This is a genomic window from Streptomyces sp. TLI_185, assembly GCF_003814765.1.
Taxonomy (GTDB): Bacteria; Actinomycetota; Actinomycetes; order Streptomycetales; family Streptomycetaceae; genus Streptomyces.
In genome coordinates, this window is record NZ_RKRB01000001.1 from 683,524 (window position 1) to 708,438 (window position 24,915).

The window sequence follows — 24,915 nt, forward strand, 5'->3', positions numbered from 1 at the left end:
CGCGGGGGCCCGTGCGGATGCCCTGCTGGGGCGCCCGTCACAGCCGCTCGCCGACCTCGACGAGCGCGACAGGGCGGTGAGGGAGTCGCCGGCCCGGCTGGGGAGGGGGCCGGACCTGGTCGCTCCGGGCTGGACGCTGCACACCGTGCAGCCCGAGTCGGTCGAGTTCTGGCAGGGCGACCAGGAGCGTCGGCACACTCGTCTCGTCCACCTGCGGGAGGACGCGGGCCGGCGCCGTCACCTGCTGTGGCCGTGGACCATGCCGGCGCTCGCTGCCAGACCCGCGGGTGTCCTCACTCCTCGCCCATGGCCGGCGGTACCACCGCCACCGGGGCCGCCGCGTGCAGCAGGACCGCCTGGGCGACCGAGCCCATCATGCGGGCGGGGGCCAGCAGGCGGCGGCGGTGACGGCCCACGACGACCAGGCCGGCGTCCTTGGAGGCCGCGACCAGCTGGCCCGCCGCGTCACCCGGCATCGCGTATGTGTCGACGGGGACGTCGGGGTGTCGTGAGCGGTGCGGGGCGAGGAAGCCCTCGGCGAGGGTCCACGTCTGGCTCTCGACGGCGTGCTGGTCGACCATCGGCGGGACGAGTTCGCCGGGGGTGGCCCAGGTCTGCACGGGCCACATGTAGGCGGCGACCACATGGAGGCGTGCGCCGCGCAGCCCGGCCTCGGTGAAGGCGAAGGCCAGGGTCGCCTCGTCGGGGCTGTCCACCTGCAGGCCGACGACCACGCGCGGGCCGGGCTCGACCGGTACGTCGCCGTGCACCTCACGGCCGGGCCGGGGCACCACCACGACGGGGCACTCGGCGTCGCGGGCGGCGGCCATGCCGTTGGAGCCGAGCAGCAGACTGGCGAAGCCGCCGCGCCCTCGGGAGCCGAGCACCAACAGCTGGGCGCCGGTACCCAGTTCGGGCAGCAGGGCGCCCGGCGCCCCCTCCAGCCCGTGGTATTCCACGGCGGGGAGGTCGGCCCGCCCCTTCAGATACCTGCGCACCTGGCCGAGCACCGGATCGTCGCCCGGCTCCGGAGGCCCGGCGGCAAGGATGTCGGGCTGCGCCCAGACGGCGTACTGCCGCACATGGACCACCCGCAGCGGCACCCCGCGTCTGCGGGCGTCGTCGAGGGCCCAGTCCAGGGCGCGCAGGCTGTCGTCCGAACCGTCGACCGCCGCAATGACCGGCAGGGTGCTGCTCATGGTTCCTCATCTCCGGGAGACGACCTTCCCTTCCCGGGCCAGCCTCGCTCAGGCATCGGCCCGGGAAGGGCGCTCAAGGTCGCGTGTCCGCAAAGACGGGTGGAACACCCCCGGATCGGCCCGTCGGCTCAGCCGCAGGGCCGCCGGGTCACGTCAGGTCGAACTCTCCTTCCCGCGCCCCCGACACAAACGCGCCCCATTCCGCAGGCGTGAAGATCAAGGAAGGGCTTTCCGGGCGGCCGCTGTTGCGCATCGCGATGAATCCCTCGACAAAAGCGATCTGGACATCCCCCAGGCCACGGCTGCTCGAGTGCCAATCGGCGCTGCTGAGGTCCAGCTCAGGCTTGTCCCAGCCCGCAAGCGGGTGCTGCTGGATGGTGCTCTCGGCCACGTCCGTGCTCCTCCCGATTCGTCGTCCGCGGCCAGCCTAGCGATCGGTTTCTGATGCCAACAGGCCACGTGAGGGGGACCTTTCCGGAGTCTTTTACGAGTCCGGAGGTTCGCTCCCCACGAGCCACATAGAGAAGAACTGCGATCCGCCTCCGTAGGCATGTCCGAGGACCCGTCGGGCCCCTTCCACCTGGTGTTCTCCGGCCTGCCCGCGCACCTGGAGCGCCGCCTCGGCAAAGCGGATCATGCCGGAGGCTCCGATGGGATTGGTCGACAGGACGCCGCCCGACATGTTGACGGGCAGGTCGCCGTCCAGCTCGGTCACCCCTGATTCGGTGAGTTTCCAGCCCTCGCCCTCGTCGGCGAAGCCGAGGTTCTCCAGCCACATGGGCTCGTACCAGGAGAAAGGCACGTACATCTCGACGGCGTCGATGTCGCGGCGCGGGTCGGCGATACCGGCCTGCCGGTACACGTCGGCGGCACAGTCCTTGCCGGCCTGCGGCGACACGGCGTCCTTGCCGGCGAAGAGGGTGGGCTCGCTGCGCATGGCGCCGCCGAGCATCCACGCGGGCGGCCGGGGCGCGCGTGCCGCGCCCGCCCGGTCCGTCAGGACCATGGCGCAGGCGCCGTCGGAGGACGGGCAGGTCTCGGAGTAGCGGATCGGGTCCCACAGCATGGGCGAGGCCTGGACCTTCTCCAGGGTGATGTCGTGCTCGTGGAGGTGGGCGTAGGGGTTCTTCAGGGCGTTGCGCCGGTCCTTGTAGGCCACCAGCGAGCCGACCGTGTCGGGCGCGCCGGTGCGTCGCATGTACGCGCGCACATGCGGGGCGAAGAAGCCGCCGGCCCCGGCGAGCAGCGGCTGCTGGAAGGGGATCGGCAGGGACAGGCCCCACATGGCGTTGGACTCGGACTGCTTCTCGAAGGCCAGTGTCAGCACGGTGCCATGGACGCGGGCCGCGACCAGGTTGGCGGCGACGAGTGCGGTCGAGCCGCCGACGGATCCGGCAGTGTGCACCCGCAGCATCGGTTTGCCCACCGCGCCGAGCGCGTCGGCGAGGTACAGCTCGGGCATCATCACGCCCTCGAAGAAGTCGGGCGCCTTGCCGATGACCACGGCGTCGATGTCGGCCCACGTCAACTCCGCGTCGTCGAGCGCCCGCCCGGCCGCCTCACGGACAAGTCCCGCGATCGACACGTCCCGCCGGGCCGCCACGTGCTTGGTCTGGCCGATGCCTACGACGGCCACGGGCTCCTTGCTCATCGCGGATCCCCTTCGAGTACGGCGACCAGGTTCTGTTGCAGACAGGGCCCGGAGGTGGCGTGGGCGAGCGCCCGGTCGGACTCGCCCCGGTGGATGCCGGCGGCGGCCTCACCGATGCGGATGAGCCCGGCGGCCATGATCGGGTTGGCCGCGAGAGCCCCGCCGGACGGGTTGACCCGCACGTCGTCGCCGAGCCGCAGCGCCTTGCGCAGCACGACCTCCTGCGAGGTGAACGGTGCGTGCAACTCGGCGGTGTCGACGGGCCGTTCGAAGGCGCCGGCCTGCTCGGCGGCCAGGCGGGTGGAGGGCGAGTCGGTCAGGTCGCGGACGCCGAGGCCGTGGGCTTCGATGCGGTGGTCGATGCCGCGGATCCAGGCGGGCCGTTCACACAATTGCCGAGCCCGCTCCCCCGCCGCGAGGATCACGGCGGCCGCCCCGTCGCCGATCGGCGGGCAGTCACCGGTACGCAGGGGCCGTACGAGGTAGTCCCCTTGCGGCACCGAACCGCGCAGCTGCGCGTGGGAGTTGGCGGCGGCGTCCGCACGGCTGCGGGCGGCCACGGCGGCGAGTGCGGGCTCGTCGGTGTCGCCCGCGTCGATCAGGGCCTGTGCCTGCAGCGCGGCCAGAGCCACGGAGTCGGGCCACAGGGGCGCCACGTAGTACGGGTCCAGCTGCCGGGTCAGGACGTCGCGTACGGAGCCGGGTGAGGACTTGCCGTACGAGTAGACGAGGGCGGTGTCTGCGTCCCCGGTGAGGAGTTTCGTCCACGCCTCGTACAGGGCCCAGGCGCCGTCCATCTCCACGTGCGACTCGGAGATCGGCGGCCAGGCGCCCACGCCGTCGAGAGCGAGGGTGAAGGAGAACGCGCGCCCGGCCAGGTAGTCGCTGGAGCCGGAGCAGGTGAAGCCGATGTCGGCGGTCTTCAGCCCGGTCTGGGCGAGGACGTCGTGCAGCACCGGCATGAGCATCTCCACCTCGGAGAGCTCCTCGCTGGTGCGCCGGTGGTCGGTCTGCGCAAAGGCCACCAGTGCTATGTCACGCATCACAGCAGCTCCTTGTAGGCGTCGTACTCCGCGTCGGGCTCTCCCGTGGGCCGGTAGTGGTCGGGATAGCGGGCCCCGTCGGTCCACACCGGTTCGACGCGCAGCCCCATGCGCACCTGGTCGTAGGGAATGCCGCCGATACGGCCGTGCAGCGCGAGGTCGGCGCCGTCGAGGGCGATGTGGGCATAGACGTACGGGACTTCGATGTCCAGGTTCTTCGCCTTGATGTTGACGATGCAGTATGTGGTGACCGTGCCGCGCGGCCCCACCTCGACCTGCTCCGAAGTGGCGACGCCGCAGGTGGGGCAGGCGCCCCTGGGCGGGACGTACACCTTGCGGCAGGAGGGGCAGCGTTCGCCGACCGTGCGGCGCTCGGAGAGGGCGTTGATGTAGGCGGTCTGGGCTCGGCCGGGCGAGTAGGTGTAGTCGAGGCGGGCGGGGGCAACGATGCCGCTGATCGCGTCCTCGAACTCGCCGGTGTGACCCGTCGGTTGGGCCGGTTCGCCGTCGTACGGCTCGAAGCAGGCGATGTCGGTGATGGCTCCCTCGCGCGCTTCGGCCCAGCGGATGCGGACGCGCATGCCGGTGTGCACGGCGTCCGGTCCGGGGACGTCGAGGGCGTGCAGGAGGGCGATGTCGGCGCCGTCGAGGCGGACCAGGGCCCAGGCGAAGGGGGTGTCGAGGGGCTGGCCGCGGCGGGGGGCGTGGTTCCAGGCCCAGGTGGTGACCGTGCCGGTGGGGGCGACCTCGACCAGGTCGCGGATCTCCTCGGCGGTGACGGGGTCGTACTCGACGGGTGGGACGAGGACACGGCCGTCACCGGTCCTCACCCCGAGGACGACACGCTCACGCAGACCGGTCAGAAAGGCACTCTGGACTGGGCCGAGGGAGCGGGTGAAGGGGAATTCAACGGCGAGGGGAGCCTTGAGGACTTCGGCCACCGGGCTACCTCCTTGAGAAGTCGACGGTGAGGACGCGCCCTGTCAGGGGCGGGGCTGTGACATGTGCGGCTCCGCGGCGTGGGCGCGACCAGCCGCATCCGGCCCGCAGTGCCCGAACCGGCCTGAGCCGACGCAGCGCTACGCGCGCCGGTAAACGGGCGGCCGTTTCTCCGCAAAGGCACGGGCCCCTTCCTTGGCGTCGGCCGTGTCGAAGACCGGCCACCCCCGCTTGAGTTCGGAGGCGAGCCCGTCCGTCTCCGTCATCTCGGCGGTCTCGTAGACGGACGCCTTGACGGCCTCCACGGCGAGCGGGCCGCAGGCGTTGATCTGTTCGGCGATCTCCAGGGCCTTGGCGAGGGCGGTGCCGTCGGGCACGACATGCCCGATCAGGCCCACGTCGGCGGCCTCCCGGGCGGTGTAGGGGCGCCCCGTGAGCAGCATCTCCAGCGCGTGGGTGCGCGGGATCTGCCGCTGCAGGCGGACCGTGGAGCCGCCGATGGGGAACAGCCCGCGTTTGACCTCGAAGAGTCCAAAGGTCGCCGACTGGCCCGCGACGCGGATGTCGGTGCCCTGGAGGATCTCGGTGCCACCCGCCACGCAGTAGCCCTCGACGGCGGCGATCACCGGCTTGCGGGGGCGGTGGTGGCGCAGCATCGCCTTCCAGTGCAGGTCCGGGTCGGCCTTGAGGCGGTCCCGGTACTGCTCTCCCTCCATGCCCCTGCCTGCGAGGGCCTTGAGGTCCATGCCGGCGCAGAACGCGCCGCCCGCGCCGGTCAGCACGATCGAGCGGACGGCGTCGTCCTCGTCGGCCTCGATCCAGCCGTCGTACAGGCCGACGAGCATGGACAGCGAGAGCGCGTTCTTGGCGTCCGGCCTGTTGAGCGTGAGCACCAGTGTGGCGCCTTCGCGCTGCACGGTGAGGTGTTCGGTCCCACCCATCACCCATCTCCCCTCTCAAAGAACGAGAACAGGTTGCAGTAGGCGGGGAGCCACTTCAAGAGTTTTCTGACAGACAGTCAGATTTCTTCGCGCGGACCCTTCACAGTTGTCGTCCCCTTTGCTCTGATGACCGGCGAACCGACGGATGCGCCTTTCTTCGTCATGGCTGCCGGCGTCAGGAGGAGCGGTGGAGTACAACCTTGCCGACCTGTTCGAGTCGGTCGTCGACGTGGTGCCGGAGCGAGAGGCCCTGGTCTATGTCGACCACCCGGGCACGGGCGCGGAGCGGCGTCTGACGTACGAGGAGCTGGACGCGGCGGCCAACCGCATCGGCCACCATCTGATCGACGCCGGGATCCGACCCGGCGAGCACCTCGGGCTGCACCTCTACAACGGCATCGAGTATCTGCAGACGGTGTTCGGGTGCCTGAAGGCGCGGATCGTCCCGGTCAACGTCAACTACCGTTACGTAGAAGATGAGCTGGTGTATCTCTACCGGGACGCCGATCTGGTGGCGCTGGTCTTCGACGCGGAGTTCGACGGGCGGGTGGCGACGGCGCTGCCGCAGTGTCCGAAGTTGCGGCACCTGGTACGGGTGGGCGGGGCGCAGGACGGGGTCGCTGCCGTGCCGTTCGCCGAGGCCGAGGCGGGCGGGTCGCCGGAGCGCGGCTTCCCGGCGCGCTCGGGCGACGACCAGTTCATCATCTACACCGGCGGCACCACCGGGATGCCCAAGGGCGTGATGTGGCGTCAGGAGGACCTGTTCTTCTCGGGTCTGGGCGGGGGCGCGCCGACCGGTGAGCCGGTCAAGAAGCCGCAGGAGCTCGCCGAGCGGGTCGCGGCCGGCGGCTCGGGGATCACCTTCTTCCCCACTCCCCCGCTGATGCACGGCACCTCCACCCTCACCTCGTTCATCGGTTTCAACTTCGGGCAGCGGGTCGTGATCCACCGCAAGTTCGTGCCCGAGGAGGTGCTGCGGACGATCGAGAAGGAGCAGGTCACCAGCATCTCGCTGGTCGGCGACGCGATGCTGCGGCCGCTGATCGACGCTCTGGCCGGCGCCATGAAGGGCACGGACTGCTCGTCGGTGTTCAGCGTGTCCTCGTCCGGCGCGGTGCTGTCGGAGACGGTGCGCCGGCAGTTCCAGGAGCTGCTTCCGAACGCCATGCTGCTCAACAACTACGGCTCCTCCGAGTCCGGCTTCAACGGCACGGCGACAGCCGACTCCGGGGCCGGGCAGTCCTTCCGCATCCGCGTCAACTCCCGTACGCAGGTGGTCGATCCTGCCACCCACGAGCCGGTCGCGGTGGGCGAGGTGGGCCGGGTCGCACAGTGCGGTCATGTGCCGCTCGGCTACTACAACGACCCGAAGAAAACCGCCGAGACCTTCTTCGAGAAGGACGGCGAGCGGTGGGTGCTGCTCGGCGACATGGGAACCGTGGACGAGCAGGGCGTGGTCACGGTCCTCGGCCGTGGCTCGCAGTGCATCAACACCGGGGGCGAGAAGGTGTATCCCGAAGAGGTCGAGCAGGCGCTGAAGTCCCATCCCGACGTGTACGACGCGCTGGTGGCCGGGGTGCCGGACGCGAAGTGGGGCAATCACGTGGCGGCGGTGCTGCAACTGCGCGAGGGCGCGCCCCGGCCTTCGCTGGAGGACGTGCAGTCCTACTGCCGTACCCAACTCGCCGGTTACAAGATCCCGCGGCAGCTGGTGATCACCGAGGCGATACGGCGGTCGCCCAGCGGCAAGGCCGACTACCGCTGGGCCCGGGAGGTGGCGGTCGCGGCGGACCGCTAGACGGAAGGCCGGGGCCCCGCAGTGGGCCGGCCGTGGGCGGCGGGCGTACTCTTTGCGCGCGGTTGACCCGGGAGTTTGAACGGAGGGTGGCGTAGGGCCGTACGCGAGGTTGGCGGCTCGGCCCTGCGGGCCCGGTCCGCCGTGCCATCAGCGGTTTCGCACGGAAGGACCCACGGGTGTCGCACCTCACGCCCCCTCGTCAACTGCCGGAGACGGACGCGGACGCACCGGACAGGACCAGAGCCGAGGAGGCCTCGACCGCTCCCGTGGTGACCGACCCGGAGCCGGGCACCTCGGCGGACGGGGAGCCGGCGGAGCTGGTGGCGAGCGGCGCGGCGGACGAAGCGACCGGGCCCACGACGAAGCCGGCGGCGAAGGAAGCGGACGAGCCGGGCGGACACTCTGCGGCGGAGGAGACGGCAGAAGGCGCGGAGGACGGGGAGGCGCCGAGCGGGGCCGTCGTCCCGGACGCGGCTTCCACCAGCGACGGTTCCGCCGACGAGGCGGCGGCCGCTTCCATGTCCGCAAACACCGACGAACCCGACCCGTTGGGGGCCGGCTCCTCCCCCACCCGCCCCGGCTGGTTCGGCTGGCGCCGTCGCTACCCCCGCACGGCAATGGCCGTACACGTGGGCACGACCGTCCTGGCCGCTGCGCTGGTGTTCGTCGTGCTCCTCGTGCCCAACCGCCTCGACTGGATCACTGTCCAGTCGTTCCTCCGTCTCCCCGTCGAGGCGATCTTCCTCGCGGCCGCGCTGCTCGCACTGCCGTCGAGGGGACGGCGGATCACGGCCGTCGTGCTGGGGGCGTTCGTCGGGCTGTCCGGGGTTCTGAAGTGCCTCGACATGGGCTTCCGTCAGACCCTGGCCCGGCCGTTCGACCTGGTCTTCGACTGGGTACTGCTGAGCGACGGCGCGGACTGGGTGAAGGACTCGTTCGGGCGCTCGGGTGAGGTGCTCGCGGTGGTCGGGGTGATCGTCCTGGTCATCGCCGTGCTCACGTTGAGCGCGCTCGCGATGGTGCGGCTGGCGAACGTGCTGGCCCGGCACCGCCCCGTCGCCGTCCGCTCCACGCTGGTCCTCGGCGTCGTGTGGATCATCTGCTTCACGCTGGGCGTGCAGTTCGGCGGTGTCCCCGTCGCCACCAAGGGCTATGCCCAGTACCTCGCCAACCGTGTGCAGTACGTCCGCGACGGCCTCGGTGACGCCGACGTCTTCAAGAAGGAGATGGCCGTCGACGCCTACGCCAAGACACCGCCCGGCCAGCTGCTGACCGGGCTGCGCGGCAAGGACGTCATGTTCACCTTCATCGAGAGCTACGGCCGGGTGGCGATCGACGATCCGACGATGGGTCCGGAGGTCGACGCCACGCTCAAGGCGGGCGACGCCAGGCTCAGGGCGGCCGGTTTCGCGGCGCGCAGCGGCTGGCTCAAGTCACCGGTGACGGGTGCCGGCAGCTGGCTGGCTCACTCGACGTTCCTGTCCGGCCTGTGGATCAAGAACCAGCAGCGGTACCGGACCTTGACCACCAGTGACCGCGCGACCCTCACCAGCTACTTCCAGAAGACCGGCGCCTGGCGCACGGTCGGCATCGTCCCGGGCGTGCGCAAGGCCTGGCCCGAGGGCACGTACTTCGGCCTCGACCACATCTACGACTCCACGCACCTCGGCTACCAGGGCCCGTACTTCAGCTGGACGCCGGTCCCGGACCAGTTCAGCCTGGAAGCCTTCCAGAAGTTGGAGCACAGCAAGAAGAACCGCGACCCGATCATGGCGGAGATCATCCTGGCCTCCAGCCACAATCCCTGGTCACCCATCGCCCACATGATCGACTGGAAGGACCTCGGCAACGGCAAGGTCTTCTACAAGATCAAGAAGGAGGGCACGAACCCCACGGAGGTCTGGAAGAGCGCGCAGCGCGTGCGCACCGAGTACCGCAAGGCGATCCAGTACTCCCTGGACAGCCTGACCCAGTGGATGCAGCGCTACGGCGACGACAAGACCGTCCTCGTCTTCCTCGGCGACCACCAGCCCGTCCCGACGGTCACCGGGGGCACCAGCAACCGGGACGTGCCGGTCACCATCGTCGCGCGCGACCCGAAGGTCCTGGACCGCGTCTCGAACTGGGGCTGGACGGACGGGATCAAGCCCGCGGACAACGCCCCGGAGTGGACCATGAACAAGTTCCGGGACCGCTTCATGACGGCATACGGACCGCAAGGCGGGTGAGCTGATCGGCAGGGGTCCTTCGGACGACTCAGCACGACGCGCCGGGGCGGGAAGCCGTCCCCAGGGTCGCAGTGACGGTGATCGGATCACCGGCCCTGAAGGGGACCCCACATGCACATACGTACGCGCGTGCTGAGCACAGCTGCACTGACCCTCCTCGTGACCACCGGCCCGACGGCCGTCGTGGCACATGCACAGACCGACCTGGACTGCCGCGACTTCACGTTCCAGGAAGACGCGCAGGCGGTACTCAACCGCAATCCGAGCGATCCGTTCCGCCTGCACGCGGACCACGACGGCATCGCCTGCGAGGAACTGCCGCACAGACCCTCGCCCTCGGCCACGGTCACCTCCACGCCGGTCACCCCCGCCACGCTCACCCCGGCCCCGGCCACCTCCACGCCGGTTCCGCAGCGAGGGATGAACGCAGGCGTCGGTGGCGGCACGGGACCGGCCGGCTTCGAGGTGGCGGGCGGTGTCGGACTCACCGTCCTCGCGCTGAGCCTGGTCGGCGGTCATGTCGTGCTGCGGCGGCGCCGAGCCGCTGCCGGAGCCGGGCCGCGAAGGCCGTGACCCCGGCCGCTGTGCTGCTCACCTGCTGCCGGATCCGCCGGTGAAACACACGCGCCGGCCTTCGGCCGGGATCAGGCACACGCGGGCGTCGCCCGGGTCGTGCGGCGGTGTCAGAGCCGTCATCGGGGTCGCCAGGTAGGCGTTGCGCTCCTTGTCGGTGTCGACGTGGATCTCCTTGCGGGGTGCGCCCGGCAAGGTGAGTTCGACCCGGTCGCCGAGGTGAAGACGGGAGGCGCGGGCCCAGACGGCGTGGCAGGCCGTGCCGTTGCGCAACTGCACGCTGCGTCCGTCGGCGGCGGTACGCGCCGCCAGGGTCCTGACCATCTGCCGGCCGCCGCATCCCATGTCGACCGGGTTCTTCCCTTCGCAGGTACGGCCCGAGCAGCCGGGACCGGGCGTGAAGGTCGCCGGGGCGGTGCCGGTGGTCGCCGACGACGACCCGTACGGCCCGGACAGCAGTACCGCGACGGCTGCCACCGCGGCCGCCGCCAGCCCGGCCGCGGCGCCCCACACGTACGGCGTACTGCGGACGCTCCGGTGCTCGGGACGCGGCTCAGGCGTCGCCCGGGCCCGCCCGCTCCAGCGGGCGTCGGCCAGCTCCCACAACGCCAGCAGCCGTTCGGGGCGTACACCCGCCACCTCGCACAGCGCCTCCACGGCGCGGCGGGGCACCGGCTGCGTACCCGCCAGATAGCGCGCCCAGGAGGATTTGCTGTAGGGCGTGCGCCGGGCCAGCTGGGCCAGGCTCAGTCCCGCCGCGGCGCGCACCTCGCGCATGCTCGCGGCCAGTTGCGCCGTCTCCGGGCTCATGTGCGCAGCTTCTTCCAGGTGTCAGGGCCGACGATGCCGTCCGGCGCGAGCCCGTGCCGCTTCTGGAAGGCGCGCGCGGCACGCCCGGTCTTCTCGCCGTACACCCCGTCGATCCGCCCGCTGTCGAACCCGTGCCGTCGCAGCAGGCACTGCGTCTCCACCACGTCCCAGCCGGTGCTGCCCCGGTCCAGGAGCACGTCGCGGCTGGTGGAGTAGCCCGCGGTGATGACGCCGTGCTCGCGCCGGATCCGGTCGCAGCCGTACGTGTGACCGCTGGGGAAGGCGGAGGCGCCGGACGCGGCGTGCTGCTTCGCCCTGCTGCCGTCGTCTCGGTGCCAGGCGGCTCCGCTCAGGAATCCGGCGCCGAACACCACCAGGACCGCTGCGACGGCGACGGCCGGAAGGGCGTGAGCGGTCCGCCGTGATCGGGGCGCGCGGCGTGGGGCCCGGGGCTCGTCCTCGACTGCCGCCGTTCGCTGTGCCCGTGCCGTCTCGGCGACCTCGTGCAGCACCAGCAGCCGCTCCGGCGGCGCCCCGCAGACTTCGGCGAGTTGCTCGGCCGCGGCGCGCGGCACCGGCTTCTTCCCGTTGAGATAGCGCTCCCAGGACGAGGAGCTGTACGACGTCTTGGCCGCGAGCGCGGCCAGGCTGAGGCCCGCACGGTCCTTCAACCGCCGCAGCTGTGCGACGAGTTGCCGCTCCGCCTCGTCCAGCCCGGCGGGCAGTTCCTTCCAGCGCGTCATGTCACTTCCCCGTACGCGTGCGCAGTCGCCGTCGTGGAGGAGGACGCGGTTCCTCCGGGGCTGCGGTTGCGGGTCCCGTCCACTATGACCGCTTCCCGACCCCGCCCACCGTCCCACTGTTTTGTCAGGGGACACGGCGTCCCAGCAGGTCAGCGCGTGGGCCGTGCCGCTTGCCACCGGTCCTGCCGCTTGGCCTGGCCCCTACCGGATCCGGCCGGGCAACGTCGGTGGTGCCACCGAGGGGCACGGCCCGGGAGCCTCCTCCCGGGCCCTCGCATTCCAACGGAAGCGATACGGCCCCTCAACTCACCGGAAAGGAACCGGCCATGACCATGCGCAGGACCCTTGCACTCGCGACCGTCACCGGAGCGCTCGGCGCCGGCCTGGTGCTGGGCTCGGTCGGCAGCGCCTCCGCGCGGCCCGACGTGCCGAACATCAGCCGCGGCGACACGGGCGTGCCCGTGCTGTGCGTCCAGCACGGGTACAACGACTGGGCCAAGCGGACCCATCACCACACGATCGGCGAGGACCGGATCTTCGGCTCCGGCACCTACAGCGCGGTCCGGCTCTTCCAGCAGAAGTCCGGCCTGCACGTCGACGGCGTGGTCGGCAAGAACACCGGCGACAGCCTCCTGGACAACCTCCAGGGCGACGGCGGCTGGCGCTCGGGCTGCTACGAGCACCTGCCGAGCTCGCACCACTGAGCGAAGCGGGCACGCGCAGGGCCCTGTCCTCTCGGGGGAGGACAGGGCCCCTCGCACTCTTCACTCCACCTCAAATGTCACGGCAGCCGACGCATCCCGCAACTCGAGCCGGGCGCTCCCCGGGCCGGGCTGCTACTTCGCCGACGGCAAAACGGCACCGTCCCGGTCCAGAAACCCGGCGACCCGGCGTGCGAACCACTCGGGGCCGTCCACCCACGGATAGTGCCCCGCACCTGGCTGGACGGTGAATTCGGCGTTCGGGAAGACGTCAGCCACGGTGCGCGCCAGTTCGGGGCTGGGGCCGCCGTCGAGCTCGCCGGCGAGGACGAGGACCGGTGCGGCCACCTGGGCGAGTGCCGCGCTGGTCGCCGGCGGGTCGTAGGCGCCGTCGGAGCCGTAGACGTCGAAGGCATCGTCGTTGAACTCGGCACCGGCATCGTGCTCCGCCGCCGCGTCGTCCCAGCGACCGTAGAAGAAGGGAGCGAACGCCGGGTCGAAGTCGGCCTTCCCCGCCAGCCAGTCCTCGAAGGCCGGGAACACATCCTCGAACCACGGCTCGCCGCTCCTCAGCCGTGCCGCGGCCAGCCGGTCCTCGGCGCTGGGCTGCCTCCCCAGTGCCCACGGGATGCAGGTGACCAGGACCAGTCGCGCCACCCGCACCGGGTGCCGGGCGGCATACAGCATCGCCAGGCTGCCTCCGGCCGAATGGGCGAGCAGGTCCATCTGTTCCAGGCCCAGGTGGGCGCGCAGCGCCTCCACGTCGTCCACGAGCCGGTCGCACCGGTAGGTGGCGGGATCCTCCGGTACCGCGGAGTCGCCGGTACCGCGCAGGTCGAGCAGGACCAGCCGGCGGTGCGCCGCGAGCCCGCCCAGGTCTCCGAGGTAGGAGGAGGCCTGCATCGGGCCTCCCGGCAGGACGACGAGCGGGTCCCCGTCGCCCCGGACGTGGTAGGCGAGCTCGGTCCCGTCGGTTGCGGTGAAGGTCGGCATGCGCCGATCTTCCTGTCCCCCGGCTCGCGGCCGCAACGCGATTCTGGGGGCGCTGCAGAAAATGCGGGCCGCCCTCTTGCCTGCCCCGACGTGGCCTGAATTACTGATCCCGAACAGCACGACCGAATGATCGGTCGCCCGTATTGATATGGTTGGCGGAGGAGACGTCCCCATGGTGGATGCGACGGAGCTGCTGGACGCGGGGGAACGGCTCGACGCCGGTGCGCTGCGGGCGCTGCAGCTGGAGCGGCTGCGGGCCTCGCTGCGGCACGCGTACGAGCACGTCTCCTTCTACCGGGAGTCCTTCGACAAGGCCGGCGTCCGCCCGGACGACTGCCGGTCCCTGGCCGACCTGGCCCGTTTCCCGTTCACCACGAAGGCGGATCTGCGCGAGAACTACCCGTACGGCATGTTCGCCGTGGAGCAGGACCGCATCCGCCGTATCCACGCCTCCAGCGGCACCACCGGGCGCCCTACCATCGTCGGCTACACGGACAACGACCTCTCCCTGTGGGCCGACATGGTGGCCCGCTCGATCCGCGCGGCGGGCGGCCGGCCCGGCGACAAGGTGCATGTGGCGTACGGCTACGGCCTGTTCACCGGCGGCCTCGGCGCACACTACGGCGCGGAACGCCTCGGCTGTACGGTCATCCCCGCCTCCGGCGGCATGACGGCCCGCCAGGTGCAGCTGATCCAGGACCTCGAGCCGCAGATCATCATGGTGACGCCGTCGTACATGCTCACGCTCCTCGACGAGTTCGAGCGCCAGGGCGTCGATCCGCGCGGCACCTCCCTGCGCGTGGGGATCTTCGGTGCCGAGCCGTGGACCGAGCAGATGCGGCGGGAGATCGAGGAGCGGTTCGCGATCGACGCGGTGGACATATACGGGCTGTCCGAGGTGATCGGCCCGGGTGTGGCGCAGGAGTGCGTGGAGACGAAGGACGGGCTGCACATCTGGGAGGACCACTTCTACCCGGAGGTCGTCGATCCGATCACCGGTGAGGTGCTGCCGGACGGCGAGGAGGGCGAGCTCGTCTTCACCTCGCTGACCAAGGAGGCGATGCCGGTCGTGCGGTACCGCACGCGTGACCTGACGCGGCTGCTGCCGGGCACGGCGCGGGTGTTCCGGCGGATGGAGAAGGTCACGGGGCGCAGCGACGACATGGTGATCCTTCGGGGCGTCAATCTCTTCCCGACGCAGATCGAGGAGATCGTGCTGCGCACGCCCGGGGTGGCCCCCCACTTCCAGCTGCGGCTCACCCGCGAGGGGCGCCTGGACGCCCTGACGGTGCGGGCCGAGGCCCGTCCCGATGCCGCACCCGAGGTGCGGGAAGCCGCCGCGCGGTCGATCACGGCGGCCGTGAAGGACGGAATCGGCGTCTCGGTGGCGGTGGAGATCGTCGAGCCGGAGTCGCTGGAGCGGTCGGTGGGGAAGATCCGGCGGATCGTGGACCTGCGGTGATGCCCCGCTGGTTGTGCCGCGGGATGTCGTCGGTCGTCTGCGGCTCCGTCGTGGCTGGTCGCGCCCGCTCGACGGAGCCGCACATCGATACGGCCCCGCGCCCCTTCAGGGCGCTGCGAACCGGCCCCGCAGTTCCCTCTTGAGGATCTTTCCGCTGGCGTTGCGGGGCAGTTCCGTGACGAACTCCACCCGCTTCGGGGCCTTGAAGTGGGGGAGCTTCTCCCGGGCGTGGGCGATCAGTTGGTCCTCGGTCACCTCGCCGCGCGGGACGACGACCGCGGTGACCGCCTCGATCCAGCGTTCGTCGGGCAGGCCGATCACGGCGACCTCGGCGACGGACTCGTGGGTGTAGAGGGCGTCCTCGACCTGGCGTGAAGCGACCAGTACACCACCGGAGTTGATGACGTCCTTCACACGGTCGACGATCGTGTAGTAGCCGTGGGCGTCCCGCACCGCGAGGTCGCCGGAGTGGAACCAGCCGTCCCGGAAGGCGTCGGCGGTCTCCTCGTGTTTGTCCCAGTAGCCCTCGCACAACTGCGGGGAACGGTAGACGATTTCGCCGGGTGTGCCGTCGGGGACGTCCTTGCCGTCCTCGTCCACCACGCGGGCGTCGACGAAGAGGACGGGACGGCCGCAGGAGTCCATGCGGCCCTTGTGCTCGTCGGGTGCCAGGACCGTGGCCAGGGGGCCGATCTCGCTCTGGCCGAAGCAGTTGTAGAAGGCGAGCCCGGGCAGTCGTTCGCGCAGCCGCTCCAGAACGGGCACCGGCATGATCGAGGCGCCGTAGTAGGCCTTGCGGAGTCCGCCGAGGTCGCGGGTGGCGAAGTCGGGGCGGTTGGACAGGCCGATCCACACCGTGGGCGGGGCGAACAGGCTGTCCGCGCGGCCGGTTTCGATGAGGTCGAAGAGCCGGTCGCCGTCGGGGGCGTCGAGGATGATGTTCGTTGCGCCGACCGCGAGGTACGGCAGCAGGAACACGTGCATCTGCGCGGAGTGGTAGAGCGGGAGCGAGTGCACGGGGCGGTCACCGGCGCTGAGGTCCAGGGCGGTGATCGCGCTCAGGTACTCGTGCACCAGGGCGCGGTGCGTCATCATCGCGCCCTTGGGCAGGGCGGTGGTGCCCGAGGTGTACAGCAGCTGCACCAAGTCCTCGGTGCGCGGCTCGGGTCCGTCGTATGCGGGGGCCGCAGCCAGGCGGTCCAGCAGTGAACCGTCGGCGTCGCGCAGGGGCAGCGTCCGTACGTCGTCGGCGAGTCGACCTGCCGGGTCGGGGTCGGTGAGGACCAGCGAGCTGCCGGACTGGCCGACGATGTACGCGAGGTCGTCGCCGGTCAGGTTCTGGTTGACCGGCACATGGACGAGGCCCGCGCGGGCGCAGGCGAGGAAGCCGATCAGATAGGCGTCCGAGTTGTGGCCGTAGGCGCCGACCCGGTCGCCGGGAGCGAGTCCCTGCTCGAGCAGGACGCTCGCCGCGCGGGAGACGGCCTCGTCCAGTTCCTCGTACGTCCACCTGCGGTCGCCGTACTCCACCGCGACGCGCGCGGGGGTGCGTCGGGCGCTGCGCCGCAGCACCCCGTCAACCGTGCTGCCGTGTCCCTGCGTCATGACTGGTGATCCTCGGTCCGTGGCCGGGGCAGGTCAAGCACCGGGAGGCTCACGCACCCGCCCGTCGCACGCTCAACCGCTCCTTCCCCCATCCACGTTGGGAGGCACCTTTGCGCACCCGTATCAGACGACTGGTCGTGGCGGCCGTCGCGTTACTCACCGCCTCGACCGCGCTGCAGGCCACCGCGGCCGAGCGCCCGAGCCGCCAGGACCATCCCTCGCACGGCGGGTTGTCCGCCGTCATCCGCTACACCGAGTACGGCATTCCGCACATCGTTGCGAAGAACTACGCGGACCTCGGCTTCGGCACCGGCTGGGCGCAGGCCACCGACCAGGTGTGTCTGCTCGCCGACGGTTTCGTGACCGTGCGCGGCGAGCGCTCACGCTACTTCGGCCCCGGCGCGGTGACCGACCGCTCACTGTCGTCGGCCTCCACCAATCTCTCCAGCGACCTGTACTTCCGCGGCGTACGGCAGACGCGGACGGTGGAGAAGCTCCTCGCCGAACCGGCGCCGCGGGGCCCGAGCCGCCAGGTCAAGGACATGCTGCGGGGCTTCGCCGCCGGGTACAACGCCTGGCTGGCGCAGAACCGGATCACCGACCCGGCGTGCCGGGGCAAGGCCTGGGTGCGGCCGATCTCCGCGACGGACGTGGCCGCCCGTTTCTACGCCATCGTGATCCTCGGGGGCCAGGGCGGCTCGGTGGACGAGATCACCGGTGCCAAGCCGCCCACCGGCTCCACGGCACCAGGCACGGAAGTCGACGCCAAGGCCCTGATCAGGGCGGTGCGGGAACGGTCCGCGAGCGCGGACATGGGGTCCAACGCGGTCGCGTTCAGCGGCGCCACGACGGCGAACGGCCGCGGTCTGCTGCTGGGCAACCCGCACTACCCGTGGCAGGGCGGGCGCCGCTTCTGGCAGTCGCAGCAGACCATCCCGGGCGCGCTGGATGTCGCGGGCGGCTCGCTCCTCGGCTCGCCGACCGTGTCGATCGGCTACAACTCCCGTGTGGCGTGGAGCCACACCGTCGCGACGGGCGTCCCGTTCAGCCTGACCCGGCTGACCCTCGATCCCGCCGACCCCACCGTCTATCTGGTGGACGGCAAGCGGGAGCGGATGACGAAGCGGACCGTGACCGTGGCAGTCCAGGACGGCGCCACGGTGACGCGCACCCAGTGGTGGACGCGTTACGGCCCGGTCGTGGCCGATCCCGACGGTGATCCGCCGCTGCCGTGGACGGCGACGACGGCGTACGCGCTCAACGATCCGAACGCCGTCAACTTCCGCTTCGCCGACACCTCGCTCGGCTTCGCCAAGTCGCGCTCCACGGCGGACGTGCTGACCTCCCTCGACCGGCACCAGGGCCTGCCGTGGGTGAACACCATCGCCGCGGACTCCGCCGGGCACTCCCTCTACACCCAGTCGCAGGTGCTGCCCCGGATCACCGACGACCTGGCGGCCCGGTGCTCCACCGACCTCGGCAGGCTCACCTACCCGCAGGCGGGTCTCGCGGTCCTGGACGGCTCGCGCGGCGACTGCGCGATCGGCAGCGATGCCGACGCCGTGCAGCCAGGCGTCTTCGGGCCCGCCCGCATGCCCACGCTCAAGGACGCCCCGTACGCGGAGAACTCCAACGACAGCGCCTGGCTGGCCAACACCGACCGGCCGCTGACCGGGTACGAGCGGATCTTCGGCGATGTCGGGACACCGCGCTCGCTGCGGACCCGCGGCGCGATCGAGGACGTGGCGGCGATGGCCGAGCGCGGCGGGCTGACCGTCCGCGACCTGCAGAAGCAGCAGTTCGCGAACCGGGTGCCAGCGGGAGCACTGGCCGCGGCCGACGCGGCGAAGGCGTGTGCCGCGCTGCCCGGTGGCACGGCGACCGCGAGCGACGGGAAACCGGTCGACGTCACGCAGGCCTGCAAGGTGATCGCCGCCTGGGACCGGACGATGGACACCGACAGCCGGGGTGCCCTGTTCTTCGACCGCTTCTGGCGGAAGATGACCACCGCGGTGCCGGCCGGCCGCCTCTGGAAGGTGCCGTTCTCGGCCGCGGACCCGGTCCACACACCGAACACGCTCGACACCGCCGCGCCCGGCTTCGCCACGGCCCTCGCCGACACGGTGGCGGAACTGCACGGCTCGGGCACACCGCTGGACGCCCGGCTCGGTGACCACCAGTACGTCGTCCGAGGCGGCGAACGCATCGCGATACCGGGCGGCTCGAACAGGCTCGGCGTGTGGAACGTGATCGAGCCGACGTGGGACGCGGCGAGCGGGGCGTACACGCAGGTGCCGTTCGGATCGAGCCACCTGCAGGCCGTCGGCTGGGACGGCACCGGCTGCCCGGTGGCCCGCACCCTGCTGACGTACTCCCAGTCGTCGAACCCGGACTCGCCGCACTACAGCGACCAGACCCGGTTGCTGTCCGACGAGCGGTGGGTGACGGCCCGCTTCTGCGAGAAGGACATCCTGTCCTCGCCCGCGCTGCGGGTGATCCGGGTCGGCGAACACCGCTGACCGCCGCACGGCCCTGTCCCGCGCGGCATGCGCGGGACAGGGTTCAGGTTCAGTACTGCCGCTGCGCGGGCGGTATCGGCCGGCCCGTGAACGCGTCCAGGAGGATGCGGCCGCCGAGCGGCCGGCGCAGTTTCACCGTCGCCTTCTGCATGAGCAGTTGGCCCGTGCAGGGGCCGTCCTTGCTTCCGGTGATCGACGCGGAGAGCACGACGCTGTCGTCCGTCTCCAGGGCGTCGACGGCCGCACCGTCGTCGCAGGCTCCGTGTCCGGCGAGCACGGTGAAGGACCGGGCGTCGCCGGCCACCTCCACCAACCGTTCCAGCGGCCACAGTTCGTCACTCGGCGAATCCGCGGCCGGGGCGATCGGAGGCTTGGGCGGCTTCGACGGGGTGAAGGCCACCCGCTTCAGCGGGGTGTCGTAGCCCTTGAGCTTGAACAGCCAGGCCGGGACGGTCGCCGCGCCGCGGCCGGTCAGCACCGTCGTTTCGCCCAACTTGGCACCGGTCACGGTGAGGTGCGGTCCGTCGTTGCCGCCACGAGCCACGCTGTCGTATGCCTTGCGTGCGCCCATCAGCGGCAGTGTGAGCGAGTCGCCGCCGTCCCACTTCACCACGCCGTTCCGCTCCGGGGTGCCGGGGAGGGTCGTCTGCAGCACGAAGTTCTGGGTCGTGTAGGCGCGTTCGTCGGCGTGTGTGTGGAAAGCGTCCTCGGGCAACTGGATCACGTCGTCCATGGGGTAGTAGCCCTTTGCCATCGCCTCCGCGGCCTCGGAATCGTGCCAGGCGTCGGCGACCGCGCGGGCGCGGGCGTGCGAAGCCCGGTCCGAGTCGACGCCGTGGCCGACGGGCTTCTCGCTGCCGCAGCCGACGGCGGCTCCGCTTCCGACAGTGAACAGGGCGAGTACGGCCAGCAGTTTTGCGGCGCGTGCGGTGTGCCTGCGCATGGGTCCCCCAGGGCTGATGGTGACGGTGACGAACGCGGTGCCGTTCCTGTGACGCGCCGGCACCGCGTCGCGTTCGATCCGTCCGCCGTCAGTCGTTCCCGGGGTCACACGGGGCGGGTGCGCCCCTCCCAGTACGGGTCCCGCAGCCGCCGCTTGTACAGCTTCCCGTTGGGGTCGCGGGGCATCTCGGCGATGAAGTCGACGCTCTTGGGCCGCTTGTAGCCCGCGAGCTGCTCGGCGCAGTGGTCGAGGACGGAGGCTGCCAGGGCGGGGCCCGGCTCATGGCCCGGGGCCGGTTCGACGACCGCCTTGACCTCCTCGCCCCAGTCGTCGTGCGGGATGCCGAAGACGGCTGCGTCGGCGACGGCGGGGTGGGCCAGCAGGGCCGACTCGATCTCGGCCGGGTAGATGTTGACCCCGCCCGAGATGATCATGTCGATCTTGCGGTCGCGGAGGAAGAGGTAGCCGTCCTCGTCGAGGTAGCCGAGGTCGCCGACGGTGAAGTAGTCGCCGATGCGGTTCTTCTTCGTCTTGGCCTCGTCCTTGTGGTAGGCGAAGCCGCCGGTGTTCATCTTCATGTAGACGGTGCCGAGTTCGCCGGGCGGCAGCCGGTTTCCGTCGTCGCCGAAGACCGCGAGCTCGCTGATGGGCCAGGCCTTGCCGACGGTGCCGGGCTTCTTCAGCCAGTCCTCGGCGGTGGCGAAGGCGCCGCCGCCCTCGCTGGCCGCGTAGTACTCCTCCACGCTGTGACCCCACCAGTCGATCATCGCCCGTTTCACGTGGTCGGGGCAGGGGGCGGCGCCGTGGATGGCGTGCCGCATGCACGAGACGTCGTACGAGCGACGCACGTCCTCCGGGAGCGCGAGCAGGCGGTGGAACTGGGTCGGGACCATGTGGGTGTGGGTGCACTTCTCACGGTCGATCAGCCGGAGCATCTCCTCGGGCGTCCACTTGTCCATCAGGACCAGACGGTGGCCGATGTGCAGGGACGCGCCCGCGAACTGGAGTACGGCGGTGTGGTAGAGCGGGGAGCAGACAAGGTGGACGTTGTCGTCGTACGGCTTGATGCCGAAGATGCCGAGGAAGCCGCCGAGATAGGCCTCCTCGGGGGTTTTGCCGGGCAGCGGGCGGCGGATGCCGCGGGGGCGGCCGGTGGTGCCAGACGTGTAGTTCATGACCCAGCCGAGCTCGCGGCCCGAGGGCGCCGACTCCGGTTGGCCGTCGAGGAGTTCGGGGTACGGGCGGAAGCCCTCGACCGCGCCGACGGCATACCGGTGGGTGGCCGGGAGGCCGGCCTCGTCGGCGGCGTGGCGGGCGGGGCCTGCGAACCGTTCGTGGGAGATGAGCACCTTGGCGCCGGAGTCGGCGACGATCCAGCCGATCTCCGGACCGACGAAGTGGTGGTTGACCGGGACGAGATAGAAGCCGGCCTGGCTGGCGGCCAGATACGCGGTGAAGAACTCGATGCCGTTGGGCAGCACCACCGCGAAGGCGTCGCCGCGTTTCAGTCCGGCGGCGCGCAGTCCGTGCACCAGACGGTTGGCGGCGGCGTGCAGGCGTCCGGCGGTCCACTGCTCGCCGTCGGGTGCGATCAGCACCGTGCGCTCGGGGTCGGCGGCGGCCTGGGCCCAGAATCCGGCCGGGGGCGTACTCGTCGTGCTCGTCATTCACCGCTCCTTCCGGCGATGCGGTCGATGCGGTCGACGGCCTGCTCGAAGCCGCGGGTCAGGTCGTCGAAGACGGCCTGGACGGTGCGCTCGCTCGTCATGCGGCCGACGATCTGGCCCACGGGGGTACCGAGCAGGGGTTCGACCTCGTACTTCTGGATGCGAGTGAGGGCGTCGGCGACCAGCAGGCCCTGCAGGGGCATGGGGAGGGTGCCGGGTCCGGCCGGGTCGTCCCAGGCGTCGGTCCATTCGGTACGGAGCTGGCGTGCGGGTTTCCCGGTCAGGGCGCGGGAGCGGACGGTGTCGCCCGAGCCGGCGGCGAGCAGTTTCCGGGTCACCGCGGGCGAGGACATGTCTGCCTCGGTGCAGGTCAGCCACAGGGAGCCCAGCCACACGCCCTGGGCACCGAGGGCGAGTGCGGCGGCCACCTGCTGCCCGCTGCCGATGCCGCCGGCCGCCAGGACGGGCAGTGGATCGACGGCGTCGACGACCTCAGGGGTGAGCACCATGGAGGCGATCTCACCGGTGTGCCCGCCGGCCTCGTAGCCCTGCGCGACGACGATGTCGATGCCGGCTTCCTGGTGTTTGACGGCGTGCCGCGCGCTGCCCGCGAGGGCGGCGACGAGCACGTTTTGTTCGTGGGCACGGGCGACCACGTCGGCGGGCGGAGAGCCCAGGGCGTTGGCGAGCAGCCGGATCGGATAGTCGAAGGCGACGTCGAGCTGGCCCCGGGCGACCTGCTCCATCCACCCGGTGATGCGCCAGCCGGACGCCTCGCCCTCGGCCAGTTCCGGGACGCCGTACTTGGCGAGGGTGTCCTTGACGAACTGCCGGTGCCCCTCGGGGATCATCGCCTCGACGTCGGCCTCGGTCACGCCCTCCACCTTCTTGGCGGGCATGACGACATCGAGGCCGTACGGCCTGCCGTCGACGTGCGCCTCCACCCAGTCGAGGTCGCGCTTGAGCTCGTCGGGGGCGGTGTAGCGGACCGCGCCGAGCACTCCGAAACCTCCGGCCCGGCTGATGGCCGCGGCGACGGCGGGGAACGGCGTGAAGCCGAAAATGGCGTGCTCGACTCCCAGTTTCTTGCTCAGCTCCGTCTGCATGGGCGCAGAATGCCGCAGTCCTCCGGCCGACGGAAGAGCTTTTCTGATACACCGTCAGATTTATTGAACGGCAGGCCTTGTTGACATGGTTCACAACCGACACGAGTGTTTCCCGAGTGACCGACGACGCAGCGCCAGGAGACGTGAGCGACCGCCGGATGCCGACGCGTCGCCAGATCGGACGAGCCGCCCTCGCCCTGGGCGGCGCCCTGACCATCGCCCCCTTCCCCGCGGGACCGGCCGGTGCGGCCACGGCCTCGGCGCACCCGATACTGCGCCACGGCACCCCGGAACGCGCCGGCCTGCTCGCCGCCCACCTGCGTCAACTGGTCACCGACGCCGAGGCGTTCCTCGGCCCCTCCCCCAAGCACCCGTGGTACGCGGGCGCCGTGCTGCTCGCCGGCCGGGGCGGCACCGTGGCACTGCACCGGCCCATCGGGATGGCGGTGCGCTATGCGGCGTACGACGAGAAGACCGACACCGGTGTCGAGTTCCCGCCCGACCGGCAGATCCCCATGGCCGAGGACACCGTCTTCGACCTGGCCTCGGTGTCCAAGCTGTTCACCTCGCTGCTGGCCGTGCAGCAGCTGGAACGGGGTGCACTGGAGCTGGAGGGGACGGTCGCCTCGTACCTCCCGGAGTTCGGCGCGGCGGGCAAGCAGGACATCACGATCCGTCAGCTCCTCACCCACACCTCGGGGTTCCGTGACTGGATCCCGCTGTACAAGGCGCCGACGCACGAGGCGAGACTTCAGCTCGTCTTCGACGAAGCCCCGATCAATCCTCCCGGCACCAAGTACCTCTACTCCGATTTGAATCTGATCTCGCTCCAGCTGGTCCTGGAGAGGGTCACGGGCCGCACGCTCGACACCCTCCTGCGCGACGAGATCACAGGGCCGCTCGGACTCAACCGCACCCGCTACAACCCGCCCGCCTCCTGGAAGCCGAAGATCGCGGCCACGGAGGACGAGCGCGGGCCCTGGTCCGGTCTGGAGCGGGGGCTCGTGTGGGGCGAGGTGCACGACGAGAACGCCTACAGCCTCGGCGGGGTCGCCGGACACGCCGGGGTGTTCTCGTGCGCCTGGGACCTGGCCGTGCTCGGGCGGACGCTGCTCAACGGCGGCTGCTACGGCCGGGCGCGCATCCTGCGGCCGGAGTCCGTGCAGCTGATGTTCACCGACTTCAACACCGCGTTCCCCGGTCACGAGCACGGCCTGGGCTTCGAGCTCTACCAGCACTGGTACATGGGCGCCATGGCCACCCCGCGCACCGCCGGGCACACCGGTTTCACCGGCACCTGCCTGGTGCTCGACCCGACGACCGACTCGTTCCTCGTCGTGCTCGGCAACTCGGTTCATCCAGTGCGCAGTTGGCGCTCGGGCTCTGCTCCCCGGGTCGCTGCCGGCAACAACCTGGCGCGCGCCGTGCCGGTACGCCCGGCGTACGGACGTACGGCGTGGTTCTCGGGCATGGCGAACACCACGACCGCCACGCTCGCACTGCCCACGCTCGACACGACGGACGGCGAAGCACGGCTGGCCTGCGCCCTGTGGTGGGACACCGAACCCGCATCGGACGTCCTCGTCCTGGAGGCAACAACGGACGGCGGCACGACCTGGCAGCCGCTGCCCTTCACGACCGGGCGCCACGGCGAGGAGCCGCAGGAGCACCCGTCGGGCTCGGTCACCGGCTGGTCGGGCCGCGTCTGGCACCGGCTGGCAGCCGATCTGCCGGCGCACGGACAGCTGACCCTGCACTGGCGGTACACGACCGACAAGCTCTACGTCGGCCGCGGCGCATACGTCGACGGAATCCGCGTCGGGACGCCGGGCGCCGTCCTGTTCGACGAGGCGCGTCCGGCGGACTCGGCGCGGATCGTGGCGGCGGGGTGGGTGAAGTCGACCGACTGATGGCGTCCCTCGTACAACACGCATCGAGACAGGGTGCTCACCGGGAATCGCACGCCATCCCGCTACCGTGAGTGTCGATCAACG

At 71.0% G+C, this 24,915-nt stretch carries 20 protein-coding genes and 1 pseudogene; 8 read left to right on the top strand and 13 right to left on the bottom strand.

Features of this window, described 5'->3' with window-relative positions; translation table 11 throughout:
* Window positions 1-76: 76 nt before the first annotated feature.
* Window positions 77-241 (top strand): annotated as a pseudogene (locus tag EDD92_RS52325) (pyridoxine 5'-phosphate oxidase C-terminal domain-containing protein); the annotation flags it as partial.
* Window positions 242-293: 52 nt separating this feature from the next.
* Here the strand turns inward: EDD92_RS52325 and EDD92_RS03090 are convergent.
* From EDD92_RS03090 to EDD92_RS03115, 6 genes are all read right to left on the bottom strand, one after another.
* Complete coding sequence (locus EDD92_RS03090) at window positions 294-1,199, bottom strand: universal stress protein (protein ID WP_123962872.1); 906 nt, start codon at window positions 1,197-1,199, stop codon at window positions 294-296.
* Window positions 1,200-1,347: 148 nt separating this feature from the next.
* Complete coding sequence (locus EDD92_RS03095; RefSeq protein ID WP_123962873.1) at window positions 1,348-1,590, bottom strand: DUF397 domain-containing protein; 243 nt, start codon at window positions 1,588-1,590, stop codon at window positions 1,348-1,350.
* A gap of 93 nt (window positions 1,591-1,683) precedes the next feature.
* Entirely contained in the window at window positions 1,684-2,850 is a 1,167-nt protein-coding gene (locus EDD92_RS03100) for a thiolase domain-containing protein (protein ID WP_123962874.1), read from the bottom strand.
* Window positions 2,847-3,893 carry a thiolase domain-containing protein gene (locus EDD92_RS03105; protein ID WP_185123915.1) on the bottom strand — a complete coding sequence of 349 codons (1,047 nt, stop codon included), beginning with the start codon at window positions 3,891-3,893 and terminating at the stop codon, window positions 2,847-2,849. Before EDD92_RS03105 ends, EDD92_RS03100 begins: the two co-directional genes overlap by 4 nt.
* Window positions 3,893-4,834: a Zn-ribbon domain-containing OB-fold protein gene (locus EDD92_RS03110; protein ID WP_123962876.1), complete on the bottom strand. Its 942-nt coding sequence runs from the start codon at window positions 4,832-4,834 to the stop codon at window positions 3,893-3,895. Before EDD92_RS03110 ends, EDD92_RS03105 begins: the two co-directional genes overlap by 1 nt.
* Window positions 4,835-4,972: 138 nt before the next feature.
* Window positions 4,973-5,773, bottom strand: coding sequence for a crotonase/enoyl-CoA hydratase family protein (locus EDD92_RS03115; RefSeq protein ID WP_123962877.1), 801 nt, complete (start codon window positions 5,771-5,773; stop codon window positions 4,973-4,975).
* A gap of 187 nt (window positions 5,774-5,960) precedes the next feature.
* Between EDD92_RS03115 and EDD92_RS03120 the strand changes: the two genes are divergently transcribed.
* The 3 genes from EDD92_RS03120 to EDD92_RS03130 all read left to right on the top strand — a co-directional run bounded on the left by EDD92_RS03120 (window position 5,961) and on the right by EDD92_RS03130 (window position 10,372).
* The gene (locus EDD92_RS03120) at window positions 5,961-7,571 is read left to right on the top strand and encodes an acyl-CoA synthetase (RefSeq protein WP_123962878.1); all 1,611 of its coding nucleotides are present in this window, start codon (window positions 5,961-5,963) and stop codon (window positions 7,569-7,571) included.
* Window positions 7,572-8,089: 518 nt separating this feature from the next.
* Complete coding sequence (locus EDD92_RS03125) at window positions 8,090-9,799, top strand: sulfatase (protein ID WP_399185367.1); 1,710 nt, start codon at window positions 8,090-8,092, stop codon at window positions 9,797-9,799.
* Between the two features lie 111 nt (window positions 9,800-9,910).
* Window positions 9,911-10,372 carry a hypothetical protein gene (locus EDD92_RS03130; protein ID WP_123962879.1) on the top strand — a complete coding sequence of 154 codons (462 nt, stop codon included), beginning with the start codon at window positions 9,911-9,913 and terminating at the stop codon, window positions 10,370-10,372.
* A gap of 18 nt (window positions 10,373-10,390) precedes the next feature.
* Here the strand turns inward: EDD92_RS03130 and EDD92_RS03135 are convergent, their stop codons facing one another.
* On the bottom strand, window positions 10,391-11,182 hold the full coding sequence (locus tag EDD92_RS03135; protein ID WP_123962880.1) for an XRE family transcriptional regulator: 792 nt from the start codon (window positions 11,180-11,182) through the stop codon (window positions 10,391-10,393).
* The gene (locus tag EDD92_RS03140; RefSeq protein WP_123962881.1) at window positions 11,179-11,925 is read right to left on the bottom strand and encodes a peptidoglycan-binding protein; all 747 of its coding nucleotides are present in this window, start codon (window positions 11,923-11,925) and stop codon (window positions 11,179-11,181) included. The genes EDD92_RS03135 and EDD92_RS03140 overlap by 4 nt, the downstream gene beginning before the upstream one ends.
* A 326-nt stretch (window positions 11,926-12,251) precedes the next feature.
* Between EDD92_RS03140 and EDD92_RS03145 the strand changes: the two genes are divergently transcribed.
* Window positions 12,252-12,629, top strand: coding sequence for a peptidoglycan-binding protein (locus EDD92_RS03145; protein WP_123962882.1), 378 nt, complete (start codon window positions 12,252-12,254; stop codon window positions 12,627-12,629).
* Window positions 12,630-12,761: 132 nt separating this feature from the next.
* On the opposite strand, the gene EDD92_RS03150 is transcribed toward EDD92_RS03145, so the two are convergent.
* Window positions 12,762-13,619 carry an alpha/beta fold hydrolase gene (locus EDD92_RS03150; protein ID WP_123962883.1) on the bottom strand — a complete coding sequence of 286 codons (858 nt, stop codon included), beginning with the start codon at window positions 13,617-13,619 and terminating at the stop codon, window positions 12,762-12,764.
* Between the two features lie 172 nt (window positions 13,620-13,791).
* On the opposite strand from EDD92_RS03150, the gene paaK reads away from it, so the two are divergent.
* The gene (gene paaK, locus EDD92_RS03155) at window positions 13,792-15,081 is read left to right on the top strand and encodes a phenylacetate--CoA ligase PaaK (RefSeq protein ID WP_123962884.1); all 1,290 of its coding nucleotides are present in this window, start codon (window positions 13,792-13,794) and stop codon (window positions 15,079-15,081) included.
* A gap of 105 nt (window positions 15,082-15,186) precedes the next feature.
* On the opposite strand, the gene EDD92_RS03160 is transcribed toward paaK, so the two are convergent.
* Complete coding sequence (locus tag EDD92_RS03160; RefSeq protein WP_123962885.1) at window positions 15,187-16,686, bottom strand: acyl-CoA synthetase; 1,500 nt, start codon at window positions 16,684-16,686, stop codon at window positions 15,187-15,189.
* A gap of 110 nt (window positions 16,687-16,796) precedes the next feature.
* Between EDD92_RS03160 and EDD92_RS03165 the strand changes: the two genes are divergently transcribed.
* Window positions 16,797-19,205 (top strand): penicillin acylase family protein, encoded by a 2,409-nt coding sequence (locus EDD92_RS03165; protein WP_123962886.1) that lies wholly within the window; start codon window positions 16,797-16,799, stop codon window positions 19,203-19,205.
* 49 nt (window positions 19,206-19,254) lie between these two features.
* Here EDD92_RS03165 and EDD92_RS03170 read toward each other — a convergent pair whose 3' ends face one another.
* From EDD92_RS03170 to EDD92_RS03180, 3 genes are all read right to left on the bottom strand, one after another.
* A complete protein-coding gene (locus tag EDD92_RS03170) occupies window positions 19,255-20,148 on the bottom strand; it encodes a hypothetical protein (protein WP_123962887.1) in 894 nt (297 codons plus the stop codon).
* A 104-nt stretch (window positions 20,149-20,252) separates the two neighbouring features.
* On the bottom strand, window positions 20,253-21,815 hold the full coding sequence (locus tag EDD92_RS03175) for an acyl-CoA synthetase (RefSeq protein ID WP_123962888.1): 1,563 nt from the start codon (window positions 21,813-21,815) through the stop codon (window positions 20,253-20,255).
* Window positions 21,812-22,921 (bottom strand): nitronate monooxygenase family protein, encoded by a 1,110-nt coding sequence (locus EDD92_RS03180; RefSeq protein ID WP_123962889.1) that lies wholly within the window; start codon window positions 22,919-22,921, stop codon window positions 21,812-21,814. Before EDD92_RS03180 ends, EDD92_RS03175 begins: the two co-directional genes overlap by 4 nt.
* A gap of 158 nt (window positions 22,922-23,079) precedes the next feature.
* Between EDD92_RS03180 and EDD92_RS03185 the strand changes: the two genes are divergently transcribed.
* Window positions 23,080-24,831 carry a serine hydrolase domain-containing protein gene (locus EDD92_RS03185; protein ID WP_123970244.1) on the top strand — a complete coding sequence of 584 codons (1,752 nt, stop codon included), beginning with the start codon at window positions 23,080-23,082 and terminating at the stop codon, window positions 24,829-24,831.
* The last annotated feature ends 84 nt before the right edge of the window (window positions 24,832-24,915 follow it).